The sequence below is a fragment of the Empedobacter sp. UBA6745 genome, from assembly GCF_002453775.1.
Taxonomy (GTDB): Bacteria; Bacteroidota; Bacteroidia; order Flavobacteriales; family Weeksellaceae; genus Empedobacter; species Empedobacter falsenii_C.
The window spans coordinates 16,886-34,900 of the sequence record NZ_DKHL01000026.1 but is presented as its reverse complement, the minus strand read 5'-3'; the positions used below and the strand labels follow the sequence as shown (position 1 = coordinate 34,900).

Sequence of the window (18,015 nt, the reverse complement as noted above, 5' to 3'; positions counted from 1 at the left end):
CATTAGAAAATCGAGATTCGAAATACGAAATTAGTTTTATTATTTTCTAATTTCGAAATTCTAAAAACGAACTTCTAAAGTTTGTTTTTTTGTTTTGTTTGAAATGAAAAAGTCCACTTCGTGTTTGTTGTTTGTTTTGAAAATTAACTTGTTCAAGGTTAACTTTCGAGATTAATTTCGATTGGTTCAGGATCGAAATTGGTATTAGTTTGTTGTTTGTTTCTTTTTAGTATTTAGATGTTAGATATTAGTATTTAGATTTTTTTCTAACTAATCTCTAACTTCAAAATTCCTTACTTTTATTCAATGTCAAGCTGAATTTAGTTCAGCTTCTCACTCTTTTAGAATGAGTTCCTGAAACGAGTTCAGGATGACAACTTTTATTGAGTATTTAGATGCTCGATTTTTCTCATATCTAACTTCTAATATCTCAAATCTATATTTTACCCTCTAAAATACTCTACCGCATTTTTGAAGATATTCATATATCCATTTCCTGGAATGTTCTTGAATAATCCTTCTTCGTAACGCTCTGGATGTCCCATTCGTCCATAAACTTTTCCACAAGGCGATACAATTCCTTCTACCGCAAACGTAGATCCATTTGGATTATAAGGCATTTTACCTGCTAATTTTCCATCCAAATCAACAAACTGAGTAGCGATTTGTCCTTTATCAATTAACTTTTCTAATTCAACCTCATTTGCTACGAAACGACCTTCTCCATGAGAAAATGGAATCCAGAATTCTTGTCCTTCCATTCCTTTCAACCAAGGTGAATGCGATTTATTCACTCTCACTTTCGCTAATTGTGTAATGTGACGACCAATTTCGTTGAACGTTAATGTTGGTGTATCTTCTTCTAAATCTTGAATACGTCCATAAGGCAATAATCCTGATTTAATCAAGGCTTGGAAACCATTACAGATTCCTAAAACCAGTCCATCACGCTCCAATAAATTGTGAATTGCATTTTTGATTTTCTCATTACGTAAAACCGTTGCAATAAATTTACCTGATCCATCTGGCTCATCAGCAGCTGAGAAACCACCTGGTACAAAGAAAATATTGGCTTGATTGATTTCATTTACAAAAGCATCTACTGATTCTTCAACATCTTGTTGTGTTAAATTACGGAAAGGTAAAGTCGAAACGATTGCTCCTTCTCTACGGAATGCTTTTGCTGAATCATATTCTGAGTTTGTTCCTGGGAAAATTGGAATAAATACTTTCGGGCTTTCTACTTTATGATCTGCGAAGGCAAAACAAATTTGTTCAGCTTTCAAATCTTTTTCTTCAACAACTGTTTCAGAAGTTGATTTATATGGAAACAATGAATTGAATGTTTCTTTCCATTGTTGTTTCAATTCAATTAAATTGATTTCTTCTCCATTAAAGTTGAATGAAGTTGAATCATTTGTCTGACCTACAACGTGGTAATTTTGAGCAATTTCAGCAGGAATATTTAATTCTTCTGAATGTTCAATCACAATCGAAGCTGGATAATATTTTCCTAAATCTAAATCAGTCTTGATTTCAAATCCGATTTCATTACCAAAAGCCATATTCGCTACAGTTTCTGCAATTCCACCAAATTTAACCGTCATCATTGATTTTACATCATCATTAATTGTTCCGATAAAATCAAAAACAGCTTTTGTATTTGTTTCGTCGATTAAATAGTCTTCAGTCAATGTTGGAATAAAAACTGAAAGTTTAGAATTCTTTTCAACTAAAGTTCCTTGTACAATTTTTTCAGCCTTAGAAGGCGCAACTGCAAAAGAAATTAACGTTGGCGGAACATCAATATCTTGGTAAGAACCCGACATCGAATCTTTTCCTCCAATTGCAGGAATTCCGAATTGTTTTTGAGCTTCAATCGTTCCTAATAAAGCTGCAAATGGTTTTCCCCAACGCGTTGCTTCATCACGTAATTTTTCAAAATATTCTTGAAAAGTTAAACGAATATCAGCGTAATTTCCACCAGCAGCAACAATTTTTGTCATCGAATCAATTACCGCAAAATAAGCTCCGTGATAATTTGACCAACGCGAAATTGTAGGATTGTAACCAAATGATGCGATAGAAACCGCATTTGTAAATCCGTCTGTTGGGAATTTTTGTACTGAAACATCTTCTGGCGTATCCATTGTTTGTCCACCAAAAGCATTCAAAATAGTAGAACGACCAACGTTGTTATCAAACATTTCTACCATACCTTTTTGCGACGCATGATTTAACTCTTGCATCATTTCAATAAACGCTTCTTTATTGAAAGCTTTATTCTCAAAAGGGTTTGTATATTCTTCGTCCGTAACTTCGATTTTAGCTTGTTTACGAACACCGTTTGTATCTAAAAATTTACGGTCTAATTCAACAATCTTTGTTCCTTTCCAAACCAAAGTCATTGTATCATCTCCCGTTACCTCAGCAACACAAGTCGCATCAAGATTTTCTTCTTTTGCTAATGCGATAAATGTTTCCACATCTTTTGCCTCAACCGCAACAGCCATACGTTCCTGAGATTCAGAAATCGCTAATTCTGTTCCGTTTAATCCAGCATATTTCAGTGGGACTAAATCTAAATTAACATTAATTCCGCGTGCAATTTCACCAATTGCAACAGAAACACCTCCCGCACCAAAGTCGTTACATTTTTTGATTAATGCTAAAACGTCTGGATTACGGAATAAACGTTGAATTTTACGTTCAACAATTGCATTTCCTTTTTGAACTTCTGCTGATAAATCGTCTAATTTTAAACCATCGTGTGTTTTAGATGACCCTGATGCTCCACCTACTCCATCACGACCTGTTGCTCCACCTAATAAAATAATTCGGTCACCTGCAACTGGTTCTTCACGACGGACATATTCTTTTTTTACAGCTCCAGCCACAAAACCAACTTCCATGCGTTTTGCTTTGTACCCTTCGTCGTAAATTTCTTTCACAAAAGTTGTCGCTAAACCAATTTGATTTCCATATGAACTATATCCGTTTGCTGCTTCTTTCGAGATTTTACGTTGTGGTAATTTACCTGGTAACGTATCTTCAATCTTTTCTAAAGGATTTGCAGCTCCTGTAATACGCATCGCTTGGAAAACGTAAGAACGTCCACTCAAAGGGTCGCGAATTGCTCCACCAACACATGTCGAAGCTCCACCAAATGGCTCAACTTCTGTTGGGTGATTATGTGTTTCGTTTTTGAATTGTAATAACCATTCTTCCTCAACTCCATCTACATCGATTGGAACGACAATAGAACATGCATTGATTTCTTCTGAAACATCAATATTTTTCACAATTCCTGTACGAGAAAGATATTTTCCCATCACAGTTGCTAAATCCATCAAACGAATTGGTTTTGTAATTCCTAATTCTTGACGAACTTGTTGGTAATAATTGAATGTTTTTTGAAGTGTTTCGTTAAATTTAGAATTAAATTGAACATCTGTAATCTCCGTCTCAAAAGTTGTATGACGACAGTGATCAGACCAATATGTATCTAAAACTTTTAACTCAGTTTCGGTTGGATTACGATTAATCGATTTGAAATAGTCTTGAATAAAAACTAAATCATCCATCTCTAACGATAACCCAAATTGGTTGTAAATGTCTTGTAGTTTATTTTCGTCAGCAGAAATAAAACCTTCAATAATTGGAACTTCTGTCGCTTCTGGATTAGCTGGAATTTCCATTTTAGAAAGATCTTTCTCGCGCGACTCAATTGGATTGATTAAGTAATCTTTTATTTTCTTTAAATCTTCTGCAGACAAATCATCATTGAAAACATATAATAAACCAGATTTTACGGTTACATTTTCAACATTCATCAACACTAAACATTGTTCCGAAGAATCATCGCGTTGATTATATTGACCAGGTAAAAATTCGGTTGCAAAATAGTTTTTAGAATAAGGAATACTTTCGTTAACTGCGTCTTCTACGTATTTGAAAACAACGTCTGTCACAGGATCGACAAACACCTTATTTTGAACCTCTTGTAATTGGCTTTCTTCTATATTAAATAGATCATAAATAACAAAAACCTTGCACACAATTGTAGGTACAAGGTTTTTGAGTTCTATTGTAGTCTTCTGACTGATAACGTCAAAATTCGATTTCTTCTGAATGAAAAGTCTGTGGTTCATTGTATTGTTTGCTGTACTATTTGGTTTAATGTGTTTAAACCATTTGTATCATCTACATCAACAAACAAACTATTTTCTAACAAGAGTGGTTCAAGACTCATTTTGTAGAAAAAAAATTCATTTGTAGTGGCAATTTTTTATGGTCTGCCGTAGAGACGCTCAACCTTATTATGAGCTATACAAATGTTGTAAACTTTAAAAACTAAATCACCTTTAAAAGTGAACTGCAAAATTAAACATTTTAATTAGTAAAATCAAATCTAAATCAACAATATTTTATTTAATTTTTTGGTTAAATATTTTTCTTAAAATTTAAGCATGATTATCAATCAAATGTCCCTTTTTACAACAAAAAAAATCCTTATCAAAATTGATAAGGATTTTTCGTTTTCCGTAATTATCTTGTAATTGTCAAATCGTATTCGTTGTCTGATTCATCATATTTATATGATAATTTCATATTGAAATCTTGCATAAACTTTTTGCAAAACGTTTCTATATTTAATGAATCTGGAAAAGTAGCTTTGTTAACTGTCATAAACAAAGTTGTCCAACTTGTATTGTCTTTAAAAATTGTAGAGAATCTTTTCTCCCAATATGTTAAAAACTTTTCTTCTTTTTCATTGATTAATATCTCTTCCATTATACCTACTTTATAAACCAATTACAAATTTACAACTATTTCTAATCAAAACCATTTTTTCACGAATTATTAACGTTTTCAGCTTCTATCTTTCATTCAAGAATCGCAAACTTAAGATTCGCTTAAGATTCACTTTTCCATGTTAATAATCTATTAAATATCAAGACATTTGAACAATAATTCAAAAACAAAATGTTTACAAATAATTTAAAAGGACGTTACAGTATTTTACTATTTTTCAGTTCGTTATTTATTCTAATTTCATTTATTCTACGCCTAATTTTTGCGATTTGGGTAAAAAGCGATTTCGATTGGAATATCGGCTCGTTATTACACACTATTTTTTATGGATTAGTGTACGACATTAGTGTTGTAAGCTGTTTCACGTTATTCTTATCATTTTATTTTATGATTTTACCAAACAAATTCGTCAATTCTTTATTTGATCGAATTTTCGTGTATTTCGTTTATACATTGTATTTGGTAATCATTTATTTTACATTTTTTGCCGAAGTTACATTTTGGGACGAATTCAAAAGTCGATTCAATTTTATTGCAGTCGATTATTTAATTTATACATACGAAGTTGTCAAAAACATTCAAGAATCATATCCATTACCTGTTTTAATTGGCGGAATTGTGTTGATTACAGGCTTGACAATTTTCGCAACAAAAAAAGGTTATTTCTTCTACAATACATTTCATAACAAACCAAAAACAAGTCAAAAAGTTGGCGTTTTTGTGTTCAATTTATTACTTGCGGTTGGTTCATTATTCCTTTTAAACAACGATAGTAGTTCAACTTCTGAAAACCGATACAACAATGAAATTTCTAAAGCTGGAATCTTTTCATTCTTTTCAGCTTTCCGAAATAATCACTTAAAATACGACGAACATTATAAATCTATTCCGATTGAAGATGCTTTTGCAGTAATGAAATCTGAATTGCAAGATTCGAAAACTGTTTTCGATCAACAATTCAAAAATCCAATACGAAGAACAATTTTAGCAAGTAATCCGTCACAAGCAGAGCAAAAACCAAACGTGATTTTTGTATTGATGGAAAGTATGAGCGCTTCATTTTTGCAAGAGCAATTCAACGGAAAATCAATCACTCCAAACCTTAATGATATTGCAAATAACAGCATCTATTTTTCGAATATGTATGCCAACGGAACGCGTACAGTACGCGGAATGGAAGCTGTTACATTATCAATTCCTCCTACTCCTGGAAACAGTATTGTGAAACGTGTTGATAATCAAAACTTATATACTATTTCGAACGTTTTCAAAGCAAAAGGTTATCACAATATGTTCTTTTATGGTGGCGATGGATATTTTGATAATATGAATGCGTTTTATGGTGGAAATGGTTTTGATATTTACGATCGTGGTCGTGGTAGTGTTTTGAGTGATAAAATCAACACCAATCGTTTCAATATTAATGATGATGAAGTTACTTTTGAAAATGCTTGGGGAATTGCAGACGATGATATTTACAGAAAAGTAATCAAAGTTGCCGATGAAAAATACAAAACAAAACAACCATTTTTTGCTTTCGTAATGTCTACTTCTAACCACAAACCTTATTCATACGAAGATGGAAAAATTGATATTCCGTCTGGAACTGGTCGTCCTGGTGCGGTGAAATATGCCGATTATGCGATTGGAGATTTAATTACAAAAGCGAAAACAAAACCTTGGTTCAGTAATACCGTTTTTGTATTTATTGCCGATCACTGTGCAAGTAGCGCGGGTAAAGATGCAATTGATGTAAAAAATCATCACATTCCTGCATTTATCTATAATTTGAAATCGCATGCAAACGAAAATGTCACAAAAGAAGTTTCTCAAATTGATATTTTCCCAACGTTATTTTCGTTGTTTAATTGGAAGTATACATCTCAATTCTATGGAAAAGACATTTTCGATCCGCAATACAAATCGCGTTCTTTTGTTGGTACGTATATTAAATTAGGAATGAAAAAAGGAGAAGATGTTTCAATTTTATCCGATCAAAAGAAAATTAATCAATACAAATGGATTGATAAAAATTTAATTGATACAAAGGTTGATCCTATTTTCGAGCGTTCTATCATATCTAATTATCAAACAGCCGATTATTTATTTAGCAATCATTTATTAAATGAAAAATAAAATCATTTTTATCATCAATCCAATTGCTGGAAAGGGAAAAGGACGAATGATTGAAACTGAAATTCAAAGTTATTTTAGTCAGAAAAATATTGATTTCGAAACATTTTTGACTGAAAGTATTGGTCATGCAACCGAAATTACGAATCAAGTTCTCACAAAAAATCCTGATATAATAGTAGCTTGTGGCGGCGACGGAACAATAAACGAAGTCGCTCAAGCTTTGGTTGGTAGCAATGTTGCTTTGGGAATTATTCCGATTGGCTCTGGAAATGGATTAGCTGCTAATTTGCATATTCCTAAATCTACTGAAAAAGCTTTTGAAATGATTCTGAATGCAAAAATCAATAAAATTGATGCAGGAAAAATCAACGAAAAATACTTTTTCAGCAATATGGGATTGGGAATTGATGCAGATGTGATTAACAATTACGCACAAACCAAAACAAGAAACTTTTTGGGATATGTAACCGCCAGTACAAAAGCAATTTTCAACTTTCAACCGAAAAAATTTAGCATCGAATTAGACAACGAACATACATTAGATGATGATTTCTATTTTGTGTTCTGCTCCAACTCTAACGAAGCGGGTTACGGCATCTCATTTTCGCCCAATGCAAAATTAAATGATGGAAAATTAGACTTTCTTGCGGTAAAAAAGCTTAATTTTATCCAACAAATTCAGTTTTCGGCGAATGTTTTAGGAAAACGAATTGAAAAAATGAAGCAAGCAAAAGTATTGCAAGTTAATTCAGTAAAATTCAATTCCAAACAAACAAAAACCATTGCACAAGTTGATGGTGAAGCTGTTATTTTTAACCAAAATTCTATTGAAGTTTCGATTATCCCGAATGCTTTAAATGTTATTGTTCCAAATTAGAAAATGAACAAACCAAAAGTTTTAATTGTTGAAGATGAATTGGGAATTGCCAATTTTATGCTTCAAGGTTTAGAAGAAGAAAATTTATCGCCAACGCACTGTTTAAGCGGCGAAGATGCCTTAGTGAAAATAAATAACGAGAAATTTGATGTTATTTTATTGGATTGGATGATGTTAAATATTTCTGGATTAGAAGTTTGTCAAACAACGCGATCTACTGAAAATCCAAATAAAAAAACGCCCATTATTTTCATTACAGCGAAAGATACAGTTCAAGATACAATTGAAGGTTTGAATACTGGTGCAAATGATTACATCAAAAAACCATTTGATTTCAATGAATTAGTAGCACGAATCAACGTTTATCTTCGTCAAAATGAATCGAATAATCTTTTGAATTTCGGAAATATTTCATTAAATACAGAAACGCATCAAACTTTTTTAGACAATAATTTAGTTGAATTAACACTAAAAGAATTTCAACTTTTAGCTTATCTTTTCAAGAATAAAAACCGAATTTGTACACGCAAAGAAATCATTGAAAACGTTTGGGACATTCATTTTGAATATGATACAAGTGTGATTGATGTTTTTATTAATGCGATTCGTAAAAAATTGAATCTAAAAAAAGACGATCCGCGTTTGCATACTATTCGTGGCGTTGGTTACATTTCGAAAGATGCTTAAAAAATTTTCAGTAAAAAATAGAATTGCGCTTTTCTACAGTCTTACTTTTTCGGTTATTTTACTGATTATATTTTATTTAATTTATTTTTCTGTAAACCGAGGTATCAACAAAACGATGTACGAAACGTTGGAGGAAGAAATCAATAGTCACGTTGATTATGTTTTACACGAACCAACATTAGAGAACTTTGTTCAACCACGTGAATGGGAAGAAGTTGAACATACAGACATTGCACTGAATCCTGTTTTTATCTCGATTTATAATAAAAATTTCAAATTAATTGAGAGCTCTCCAAATATGGTGCAAAATCAATTGGATTGGAACAATGAAGAACCAGAAAATAAGCCTTTTTACGCTGAATACAATTCAATTCAGTTATTAATTTCTCAAGCAAAATTGATTCATCACGGCGAAGTTGTGGGATATTTGGTCGTCGGCGTTTCAACAAAACACAATCAATTAGCGCTAGATTATTTGAAAACTGCCTTACTTATTATCTTTCCTATTTCGGTTTTATTGACGTTTCTTTTAGCTCGTTTTATTGCTGCTAAATCGATTAAACCTGTTTTCAATGTGATTCATACAGCGCAGTCTATCACAGAAAATAATCTTTCAGAACGTATTCAATTACCTAAAAATAAAGATGAATTATTTCAACTTTCAGCGACAATAAATTCACTGTTAGATCGATTAGAGTTTCAAATTTTAAAAGCTAAACAGTTTTCGGCTGACGCTTCACATGAACTTCGAACACCTTTAGCAATTATAAAAGGAACATTGGAAATTTTGATTCGACGCGAACGTACGCCTGAACAATATAATGAAAAAATAGATTACACATTGAAACAAGTGAATCGTTTGGATCGTTTGGTGGAACAATTTTTATTGCTTTCTCGTGTCGAAAATAATAGTTTGGAGCTAAAAACTTCATTATTTGAACTAAAATCAGAAGTTTTAAAATCAATTGAACGTTTTGATGTTTTGTTACAAGAAAAACAAATTTCTGTCGATACGGAACAACTTCAAGCTTATGAAATTGATAATTTCCAAGAATTTTTTGAGATTATTATAGATAACATTTTATCAAATGCCATAAAATATTCGAACTTAAAAGGTCAAATCACAATTCTTTCTAACATCGAAAATGATTGCTATGAATTGATTTTTGAAGACAATGGAATTGGAATGAATCAAGAAGATTTAAAATTTGTTCAAGAACGATTTTTCCGAATTAAAAATGATTCAACACTCCATATTTCTGGTTTTGGATTAGGACTAAATATTGCAACACAATTAGCTAAAATGTCTGATATTAAAATGCGAATTGAGAGTAAGCAAAATATTGGAACTAAAATTATTTTAACGTTGAATATTGAAAATTTTTAAGTAACTTCAATTCATCTAAAAATATCAAAATGAACCAACACGAATATACCAACGGAGAAATTACTATAATCTGGAAGCCTGAATTATGTCAACATGCAGGTATTTGCGTAAAACTACTTCCAAATGTATATAATCCGAAAGAAAAACCTTGGCTAAAACCAGAAAATGCAAGTAGTGATGAACTTATCAAACAAGTTCACCAATGTCCTTCAGGCGCGTTGAGTATAAAGAAGTAAAATTTTATCAGTATTTAATGTTCCTATGTAGCTAATCTTTAGCTTCCCTCTGATTTCTTATTAATTAAATAAACTTCGTATATTCGCAGAATCAAAATTTAAGTAAGATACAATGTAAAAAATAATTTCTTTCAGACAAATCAGAACAACAACCTCAAAACGGTTGCTGTATTGTTTCACTTCTAAAGAAAGGAATTATGCTTACTTTACAAAATATTTCATATCAACATCCAAACAAGGATATACTGTTTAGCGACATTAATTTAACAGTACAAAATCAAGAAAAAATTGCTTTAATTGGTAATAACGGAGTAGGAAAATCTACTTTATTGAAAATTATCGCCAAAAAAAGTCAATCATCAAACGGAATAATAAACATTGAAACCGAACCTTATTATGTTCCACAAATTTTCGGACAATTCGATCAGTTAACAATAGCTCAAGTACTGAAAATTGAAGATAAATTAAGTGCATTGCACGAAATTTTAAACGGAAACACAAGTGAAGATAATTTCAATTCACTCGATGATGATTGGACAATCGAAGACCGTTGCAATGAAGCATTAAGTTATTGGCAACTCAATAATTTAGACTTATCCAAAAAAATGGAAACTCTAAGTGGTGGACAAAAAACAAAGGTTTTTTTAGCTGGAATTTCCATTCATCAGCCCGAATTAATTTTATTGGATGAACCTAGCAATCATCTCGATAATGTAAGCCGTCAACTTTTATACGATCTAGTTCTCGATACAAAAAGCACGTTAATCATCGTAAGCCATGACAGAAAACTTCTAAACCTTCTAAATAGTGTTTATGAGTTAAGTAAACACGGGATTAAAGTTTATGGTGGAAATTACGACTTTTATAAAGCTCAAAAACAGATTGAAAACAATGCCTTGAGTCAAGATATTCAAAGTAAAGAAAAAGCATTGCGAAAAGCCAAAGAGAAAGAACGAGATACTTTAGAACGGCAACAAAAATTGGATAATCGTGGAAAAAGTAAACAAGAAAAATCAGGTGTTGCTCGAATAATGATGAACACTTTGCGAAATAATGCCGAAAATAGTACATCAAAATTAAAAGGTGTTCATACAGAAAAAATTAATGGAATTTCTCAGGATTTACAAACGCTTCGCTCCTCTCTATCTCCTTTAGATAAAATGAAATTTGGTTTTGATCATTCTCACTTGCACAAAGGAAAAGTTTTACTTACTGCAACTAACATTAACTTTGGTTATAACGATAAACTGATTTGGGAAAATAACTTAAATTTTGAGATTATAAGTCGTGAACGCATTGCAATAAAAGGAAAAAACGGTTCAGGAAAAACTACGTTGATAAAGCTTATTTTAGGAAAGATAAAACCGCAAAAAGGAACAATTTATCGAGCAGAAAATAAATCCATTTACATTGACCAAGATTATTCGTTACTTAATAATAAACTAGAAGTTTACGAGCAAGCACAACAATTTAATACCTCAGCATTACAAGAACACGAAATCAAGATTCGTTTAAACCGATTTTTGTTTTCAAAAGATGATTGGGAGAAACCTTGCTTAACATTGAGTGGTGGTGAAAGAATGCGTTTATTACTTTGTTGTTTAACAATAAACAGCAAAGCTCCTGACATTATTATTTTGGACGAACCTACCAATAATTTAGATATTCAGAACATTGAAATTTTGACAAAAGCCATAAACGAATATCAAGGAACGCTAATCGTTGTATCACACGACGAAGCATTTTTGGAGCAAATAAAAATAGAGCGGACGATTGATTTATAAAAAAATAATCAACTTCCTTCCAATAGATTCAAAAGTTACTCAATCCTACATTTGATGCGTTTTTGAAATTTTTGAAAAAGTTGAAAGAAGAAAAAAATAATGAGTTTATAAAAGCTATATGCATAAAAACAATACCTTCGTTGTTCACAAGTAATAAAAATGCATTCAATTTTAATCATAGACGATGAAACAAAAATCAGAACACTCCTAGCTCGAATTCTCGAATTAGAAGGTTTTGAAATACATCAAGCAGAAGATTTAAAATCAGGGCTTAAGAAAATTAAAACACTTACTCCTGAAGTTATTTTATGTGATGTAAAATTACCTGATGGTAATGGTGTTGAGTTTGCAAAAGAAGTCAAAGAAAAATTTCCTTTGATAGAAATTATTCTGCTTACAGCTTATGGAAATATTCCTGATGGCGTTCAAGCTATTAAAAACGGAGCTTTTGATTATATTACAAAAGGGGATGATAACAATCGTATTTTACCCTTGTTGTATAGAGCTTTGGATCGTGTGAAATATAATAAAGAGAATGAAATTTCTCAAGAAACAACATCAACAAAATTAGACAGTAATTTATTATTGGGTAAATCTCCAATTTTTGAACAAGCTTTACAATTAGCTCAAAAAGTTGCACCAACAAATGCTACCGTTCTTTTAACCGGAGAAACAGGAACTGGAAAAGAAGTTTTTGCGACAGCCATACATCAATCAAGTTTGCGAAAAGACCAAAATTTTGTTGCTATTAACTGTTCTGCTTTTAGTAAAGACTTATTAGAAAGTGAATTATTTGGTCATAAAGCAGGTGCATTTACAGGCGCAATGAAAGATCAAAAAGGTTTGTTTGAAGAAGCTCATTTAGGAACTATTTTTTTAGATGAAATTGGCGAAATGGCCTTGGATTTACAAGCAAAATTATTGCGAGTTTTAGAATCGGGTGAGTTTATTAAAATCGGCGAAACAAAACCTACAAAAGTTGATGTACGAATTATTGCAGCCACTAACCGAAATTTGGAAAAGGAAATTGCAAACGGAACATTTCGCGAAGATTTATTTTATCGAATTTCTGTGTTCCATATCGAGTTACCTTCCTTACGTGAACGCGTTTCGGATATCGAACTAATCGTGAATCAGTTTATAAAACACTTCAATCAGTATTATCAAAAAAATATAAAATCTATCAATCAGGAAACTTTACTTTTTCTAAAAAAATATTCGTGGCCGGGAAATATTCGTGAATTAAAAAATACGATCGAACGTGCTATTATTTTGTCGGAAAATGAAGAACTTTCTACAAATGATTTTCCTTCATTTATTCAAACAAGCGAAATTGATCAGAACGAAAATTCATTAGAATTAGCTTTAATGGAAAAAAAACATATTCAGAAAGTTTTAAAATTTACAAAAGGAAACAAAACAAAAACGGCAGAATTATTAGGTATTGGCTTAACAACGCTTTATCGAAAAATAGCCGAATATGAACTGAATTAATTTAGAATACTGACCATTATATATTTTGATAATTTTATCAATAAAACCGTCAGTTCGAGTGAAATTCTGAAAAGAATTTTATATCGAGAAGTAAGATGGTTTTAGGTATATATTCGTCTAAGTTCTCGATACTATTTTCTTATTCTATCGAAACGAAAATAACTCGAACTGACGAATTTTTGTTCAAAATGAAAAACAGATATAAAATACTTTATCATAATGAAAATAAACCCTTCCATTTTGGAAGGGTTTTTTATTTGAGTAAAAAACCATAAAAACATAACGTATTGATTTTGTTTCGTCTAATTAATTCTAATTGCTTTGGCATTTTGATTGGCTTATGTAGAGAAATTTAAAAATCTACAAAATGAAAATGAAACAAACGATTTCATTAGATGAAGTCAAAGAACTTAAAAGTAAAGTACTGCAAAACATTTTAGATAATAATCCAGCACGTGTAAAACAGCTATGTTATAGTGTAGGAAAATTGTTTTCAAAAACAAATGATTTGGGTAAAACATACATCAATAATCTGTTTATACTACCCGTTACTTTGATGATTGAAGCGGATTTCAAAAACCGAAAACAGTTTTTGAATTTGTTTCCAATGAATTTGAAATCAGAATATGTTAAACAAATTTATCATTCAGGAATATGATAACAATTGTATTACTATTAGCTGGGATTTTATGTTTTGGAGTATTCTTCAAATCCATTGACTTTTTTGATAATATATAATTCATTCACCATGATTTTCTTATTACTCATCGCTATTGCTTTGTTTGTTTACTTAGTATATGTGCTATTAAAACCCGAAAAATTTTAAACTTAATTATTCGTAAAAATGAATTCAGAAATATTTGGCGTTATCGTACAATTTTTAGTTGCGATCGCTCTTTCCATTCCGTTAGGAAATTACATTGCAAAAGTGTATCTCAATAAACCAACTTTTTTAGACCGATTAATTTCCCCAATAGAAAAGTTGTTATTCAAAATATCAGGTATCAATTCAGAGGAGCAGATGAATTGGAAACAACATTTAAGTGCATTGTTAACGATTAATTTGATTTGGTTTGTCATTGGATTTATTCTATTAATGACACAAGGTTTGTTGCCTTTTAATCCAGATAAAAATCCAAGTATGAGCCCTGATTTGGCTTTCAATACGATTATTTCGTTTGTGGTGAATTGTAATTTACAACACTATTCAGGAGAAACAGGCGTAAGTTATTTAGCACAATTATGGCTGATGTTTTTACAATTTGTGAGTGCAGCAACTGGTATGGCAGCAGCAGTTACATTATTTGAAGCTTTTCGACAAAAAACAACGAAAACTTTAGGTAATTTTTATACCTATTTCATCAAATCTATTACGCGTATTTTATTGCCATTATGTGTAATTGTATCTTCAATCTTAATTTTTCAAGGAACTCTAATGACATTTGAAGGAAAAGATAAAATGATGACTTTAGAAGGAAATAAAGTGGAAGTTTCTCGAGGACCTGCAGCAGCTTTTATAGCCATAAAACATCTAGGAACAAATGGAGGCGGATTCTTTGGAACCAACTCTGCACACCCATTCGAAAACCCAACATATATAAGTAATATGACGGAAATGATTGCACAAATGCTAATTCCGTTGGCGATGTTATTTGCCTTTGGCGTTTATACAAATCGCAGAAAATTCGCTTGGATGATGTTTGGTGTAATGACTGTAGGCTTTCTATGTTTAACGATTCCGAATGTTTACATGGAATCGCAAGGAAATCCAATGATTGAAAAACTCGGTATTGATAATTCATTAGGTGCAATGGAAGGTAAAGAAGTTCGAATTGGTTCTGCCGCTTCAGGATTTTGGAGCATCGCAACAACCGTTATTTCTACAGGTTCAGTCAATTCTATGCACGATAGTACAATGCCATTATCTGGAATGAACGAATTGTTAGCTATGATGATCAACAGTGTTTATGGAGGTGTGGGAGTTGGTATTTTAAACTTCTTTGTATTTGTAATTTTAGCGGTATTTATTAGTGGATTGATGGTTGGTAGAACACCTGAAATTTTTGGAAAAAAAATAGAAGCCAAAGAAATGAAAATCGCCATGATGATTACCCTTTTACATCCATTCTTGATTTTAGTAGGAACAGCTTTGGCTGCTGGAATACCAAGTGAAACACTATCAACCTTAAACAACTCTTCGTATCATGGATTTAGTGAAATGTTATATGAATTTACTTCATCTGCTGCAAATAACGGTTCTGGTTTCGAAGGCTTAGGAGACAACACTCCATTTTGGAATATTGCAACTGGTTTTGTATTGATTTTAGGACGATTCTTACCTATAATTGGTCCTGTTGCAATTGCTGGATTATTAGCAAAAAAACATTTTGTCCCAGAAGGTTCAGGAACTTTAGCAACCGATACAGCAACTTTTGGAAGTATTGTTTTTGCCATCATCTTAATTGTTGCAGCCTTAGCATTTTTTCCAGCTTTAACCTTAGGTCCCATTGCAGATTATTTTTCAACTCCAAAATTTTAGAAAATGACACGAGAAAATAAAACCAATTTATTTGAAAAAACATTGGTACAAACAGCCTTCAAAGAAGCTTTCATCAAACTAAATCCAGCAACTTTATATAAAAACCCTGTCATGTTTGCTGTAGAAATTGGTACTGCAATTATGTTAGGAGTTTGTTTTTGGATTCTTTTAGGTGAAACATCTCAAGGTAGTTTTGGGTATAATTTTTCAATTTTCATCTTACTCCTTTTTACATTGTTATTTGCCAATTTTGCTGAAGCAATTGCCGAAGCAAGAGGAAAAGCTCAAGCCGACAGTTTACGTAAAACACGAGAAGAAACGCCTGCAAAATTAGAAAATGGTGAAACGATTTCATCCTCTGCTCTAATCAAAGATATGATGTTCATCTGTGAAGCTGGAGATATAATTCCAACCGATGGTGAAATTATAGAAGGTTTAGCAACGATCGACGAAAGTGCTATTACAGGAGAAAGTGCACCTGTAATTCGTGAAGCTGGTGGTGATAAAAGCTCGGTTACTGGAGGAACAAAAGTTCTTTCGGATCGAATTAAAGTCAAAGTTACGACACAACCAGGAGAAAGTTTTTTAGATAAAATGATTGCATTAGTTGAAGGTGCAAATCGTCAGAAATCACCAAATGAAATTGCTTTAACCATTTTATTAGCTGCTTTTACATTAGTATTTGTCATAGTTATGGTTACCCTAAAACCATTCGCTGATTATGCAAATGTTCCCATTACCATTGGCGCTTTAATCTCATTATTTGTATGTTTAATTCCAACCACTATTGGAGGTTTATTATCCGCAATCGGAATTGCTGGAATGGATAGAGCTTTGCGTGCAAATGTTATTACAAAAAGTGGAAAAGCAGTGGAAACAGCAGGCGATATAGATGTTTTATTATTGGATAAAACAGGAACCATTACAATCGGGAATCGTAAGGCGACGGCTTTATATCCTGCAATTGGAATAGAAATGGAAGCTTTAGAAAAAGCAGCAGTTCTTAGTTCGATGAGTGATGAAACGCCAGAAGGAAAATCAATTATAGAATTAGTTCAGATAGATCCATTAAAGTATGCAATTCAACATCCTATTTTCATCAATTTTAGCGCAGAAACACGTTGTTCAGGAATTGATTTTGATCAAACTCGTATTCGAAAAGGAGCTGTAGATGCTATCAAAAATTTGGTTGAAAATGCTGGAAATACTTTTCCAAACGAAATTCAATTGAAAGCTAATGAAATTGCTCAAAATGGAGGAACACCTTTAGTTGTTTCTCAAAATGAACAAGTTTTAGGAGTGATCGAATTACAAGATATTATCAAACCTGGAATTCAAGAACGCTTTGCTCGTTTACGTAAAATGGGAATTAAAACGGTTATGGTAACAGGTGATAATCCTATGACTGCAAAATTTATCGCAGAAAAAGCAGGTGTAGATGATTTTATTGCGGAAGCAAAACCGGAGGATAAAATGAATTACATCAAAAAAGAACAAACCGAAGGTCGTTTGGTTGCGATGATGGGCGATGGTACAAATGACGCTCCTGCTCTAGCGCAAGCTAATGTTGGTGTAGCCATGAACAGTGGTACGCAAGCAGCAAAAGAAGCTGGAAATATGGTAGATTTAGATAATGATCCAACCAAATTAATTGAAGTTGTTGAAATCGGAAAACAATTATTAATGACGCGCGGAACCTTAACAACCTTTAGTATTGCCAACGATGTAGCAAAATATTTTGCCATCATACCCGCTTTATTTATTACAGCAATTCCGGCCTTAAAAGGATTGAATATCATGAATTTACATAGTCCAGAAACCGCTATTTTATCGGCTGTTATTTTCAATGCGATTATTATTCCTTTCTTGATTCCTTTAGCATTAAAAGGTGTTCCATACAAACCAATTGGAGCAAGTGCACTTTTGAGAAGAAATTTACTGATTTATGGAATTGGAGGAATCATCGTTCCATTTATCGGGATAAAACTAATCGACATCTTTATTTCCATATTTTTTTAATTAATGTAATGAGCTGTTTTGAAGGAGTTCAATATTCTATT

Annotated in this window: 13 protein-coding genes and 1 riboswitch; of the genes, 11 read left to right on the top strand and 2 right to left on the bottom strand. The window is 32.0% G+C overall.

The window, feature by feature from the left end; genetic code table 11:
• Window positions 1-443 precede the first annotated feature (443 nt).
• Together B4H69_RS07725 and B4H69_RS07720 are read right to left on the bottom strand one after the other, a co-directional pair.
• Window positions 444-4,151: a phosphoribosylformylglycinamidine synthase gene (locus B4H69_RS07725; RefSeq protein ID WP_280045340.1), complete on the bottom strand. Its 3,708-nt coding sequence runs from the start codon at window positions 4,149-4,151 to the stop codon at window positions 444-446.
• 104 nt (window positions 4,152-4,255) lie between these two features.
• Window positions 4,256-4,354, bottom strand: a riboswitch (purine riboswitch).
• A gap of 194 nt (window positions 4,355-4,548) precedes the next feature.
• Window positions 4,549-4,794 (bottom strand): hypothetical protein, encoded by a 246-nt coding sequence (locus B4H69_RS07720; RefSeq protein ID WP_038332385.1) that lies wholly within the window; start codon window positions 4,792-4,794, stop codon window positions 4,549-4,551.
• A 192-nt stretch (window positions 4,795-4,986) separates the two neighbouring features.
• Here B4H69_RS07720 and B4H69_RS07715 point away from each other — a divergent pair, with 192 nt between their 5' ends.
• The 11 genes from B4H69_RS07715 (at window position 4,987) to kdpB (ending at window position 17,974) form a co-directional block, all read left to right on the top strand.
• The gene (locus B4H69_RS07715) at window positions 4,987-6,951 is read left to right on the top strand and encodes an LTA synthase family protein (RefSeq protein WP_280045339.1); all 1,965 of its coding nucleotides are present in this window, start codon (window positions 4,987-4,989) and stop codon (window positions 6,949-6,951) included.
• The gene (locus B4H69_RS07710; RefSeq protein WP_180904881.1) at window positions 6,941-7,828 is read left to right on the top strand and encodes a diacylglycerol/lipid kinase family protein; all 888 of its coding nucleotides are present in this window, start codon (window positions 6,941-6,943) and stop codon (window positions 7,826-7,828) included. Before B4H69_RS07715 ends, B4H69_RS07710 begins: the two co-directional genes overlap by 11 nt.
• A gap of 3 nt (window positions 7,829-7,831) precedes the next feature.
• Window positions 7,832-8,515, top strand: coding sequence for a response regulator transcription factor (locus B4H69_RS07705; protein ID WP_180904882.1), 684 nt, complete (start codon window positions 7,832-7,834; stop codon window positions 8,513-8,515).
• Window positions 8,508-9,902: a sensor histidine kinase gene (locus B4H69_RS07700; protein ID WP_291093390.1), complete on the top strand. Its 1,395-nt coding sequence runs from the start codon at window positions 8,508-8,510 to the stop codon at window positions 9,900-9,902. The genes B4H69_RS07705 and B4H69_RS07700 overlap by 8 nt, the downstream gene beginning before the upstream one ends.
• Before the next feature lie 29 nt (window positions 9,903-9,931).
• The gene (locus B4H69_RS07695; RefSeq protein ID WP_180904884.1) at window positions 9,932-10,138 is read left to right on the top strand and encodes a (4Fe-4S)-binding protein; all 207 of its coding nucleotides are present in this window, start codon (window positions 9,932-9,934) and stop codon (window positions 10,136-10,138) included.
• Between the two features lie 197 nt (window positions 10,139-10,335).
• Window positions 10,336-11,922, top strand: coding sequence for a ribosomal protection-like ABC-F family protein (gene abc-f / locus B4H69_RS07690; RefSeq protein WP_180904885.1), 1,587 nt, complete (start codon window positions 10,336-10,338; stop codon window positions 11,920-11,922).
• 159 nt (window positions 11,923-12,081) lie between these two features.
• Complete coding sequence (locus tag B4H69_RS07685) at window positions 12,082-13,416, top strand: sigma-54-dependent transcriptional regulator (protein ID WP_180904886.1); 1,335 nt, start codon at window positions 12,082-12,084, stop codon at window positions 13,414-13,416.
• 367 nt (window positions 13,417-13,783) lie between these two features.
• Entirely contained in the window at window positions 13,784-14,074 is a 291-nt protein-coding gene (locus tag B4H69_RS07680; protein ID WP_114999274.1) for a DUF7674 family protein, read from the top strand.
• Window positions 14,075-14,164: 90 nt separating this feature from the next.
• Window positions 14,165-14,242: a K(+)-transporting ATPase subunit F gene (gene kdpF, locus B4H69_RS16480; protein WP_084106879.1), complete on the top strand. Its 78-nt coding sequence runs from the start codon at window positions 14,165-14,167 to the stop codon at window positions 14,240-14,242.
• Window positions 14,243-14,260: 18 nt separating this feature from the next.
• Entirely contained in the window at window positions 14,261-15,955 is a 1,695-nt protein-coding gene (kdpA, locus tag B4H69_RS07675; RefSeq protein ID WP_180904887.1) for a potassium-transporting ATPase subunit KdpA, read from the top strand.
• A 3-nt stretch (window positions 15,956-15,958) separates the two neighbouring features.
• A complete protein-coding gene (gene kdpB / locus B4H69_RS07670) occupies window positions 15,959-17,974 on the top strand; it encodes a potassium-transporting ATPase subunit KdpB (RefSeq protein WP_180904888.1) in 2,016 nt (671 codons plus the stop codon).
• The last annotated feature ends 41 nt before the right edge of the window (window positions 17,975-18,015 follow it).

Coding starts and splice junctions, on each gene's coding strand:
- B4H69_RS07725 (WP_280045340.1), bottom strand. CDS start 4,151: ATGAACCACAGACTTTTCATTCAGAAGAAATCGAATTTTGACGTTATC.
- B4H69_RS07720 (WP_038332385.1), bottom strand. CDS start 4,794: ATGGAAGAGATATTAATCAATGAAAAAGAAGAAAAGTTTTTAACATAT.
- B4H69_RS07715 (WP_280045339.1), top strand. CDS start 4,987: ATGTTTACAAATAATTTAAAAGGACGTTACAGTATTTTACTATTTTTC.
- B4H69_RS07710 (WP_180904881.1), top strand. CDS start 6,941: ATGAAAAATAAAATCATTTTTATCATCAATCCAATTGCTGGAAAGGGA.
- B4H69_RS07705 (WP_180904882.1), top strand. CDS start 7,832: ATGAACAAACCAAAAGTTTTAATTGTTGAAGATGAATTGGGAATTGCC.
- B4H69_RS07700 (WP_291093390.1), top strand. CDS start 8,508: ATGCTTAAAAAATTTTCAGTAAAAAATAGAATTGCGCTTTTCTACAGT.
- B4H69_RS07695 (WP_180904884.1), top strand. CDS start 9,932: ATGAACCAACACGAATATACCAACGGAGAAATTACTATAATCTGGAAG.
- abc-f (WP_180904885.1), top strand. CDS start 10,336: ATGCTTACTTTACAAAATATTTCATATCAACATCCAAACAAGGATATA.
- B4H69_RS07685 (WP_180904886.1), top strand. CDS start 12,082: ATGCATTCAATTTTAATCATAGACGATGAAACAAAAATCAGAACACTC.
- B4H69_RS07680 (WP_114999274.1), top strand. CDS start 13,784: ATGAAAATGAAACAAACGATTTCATTAGATGAAGTCAAAGAACTTAAA.
- kdpF (WP_084106879.1), top strand. CDS start 14,165: ATGATTTTCTTATTACTCATCGCTATTGCTTTGTTTGTTTACTTAGTA.
- kdpA (WP_180904887.1), top strand. CDS start 14,261: ATGAATTCAGAAATATTTGGCGTTATCGTACAATTTTTAGTTGCGATC.
- kdpB (WP_180904888.1), top strand. CDS start 15,959: ATGACACGAGAAAATAAAACCAATTTATTTGAAAAAACATTGGTACAA.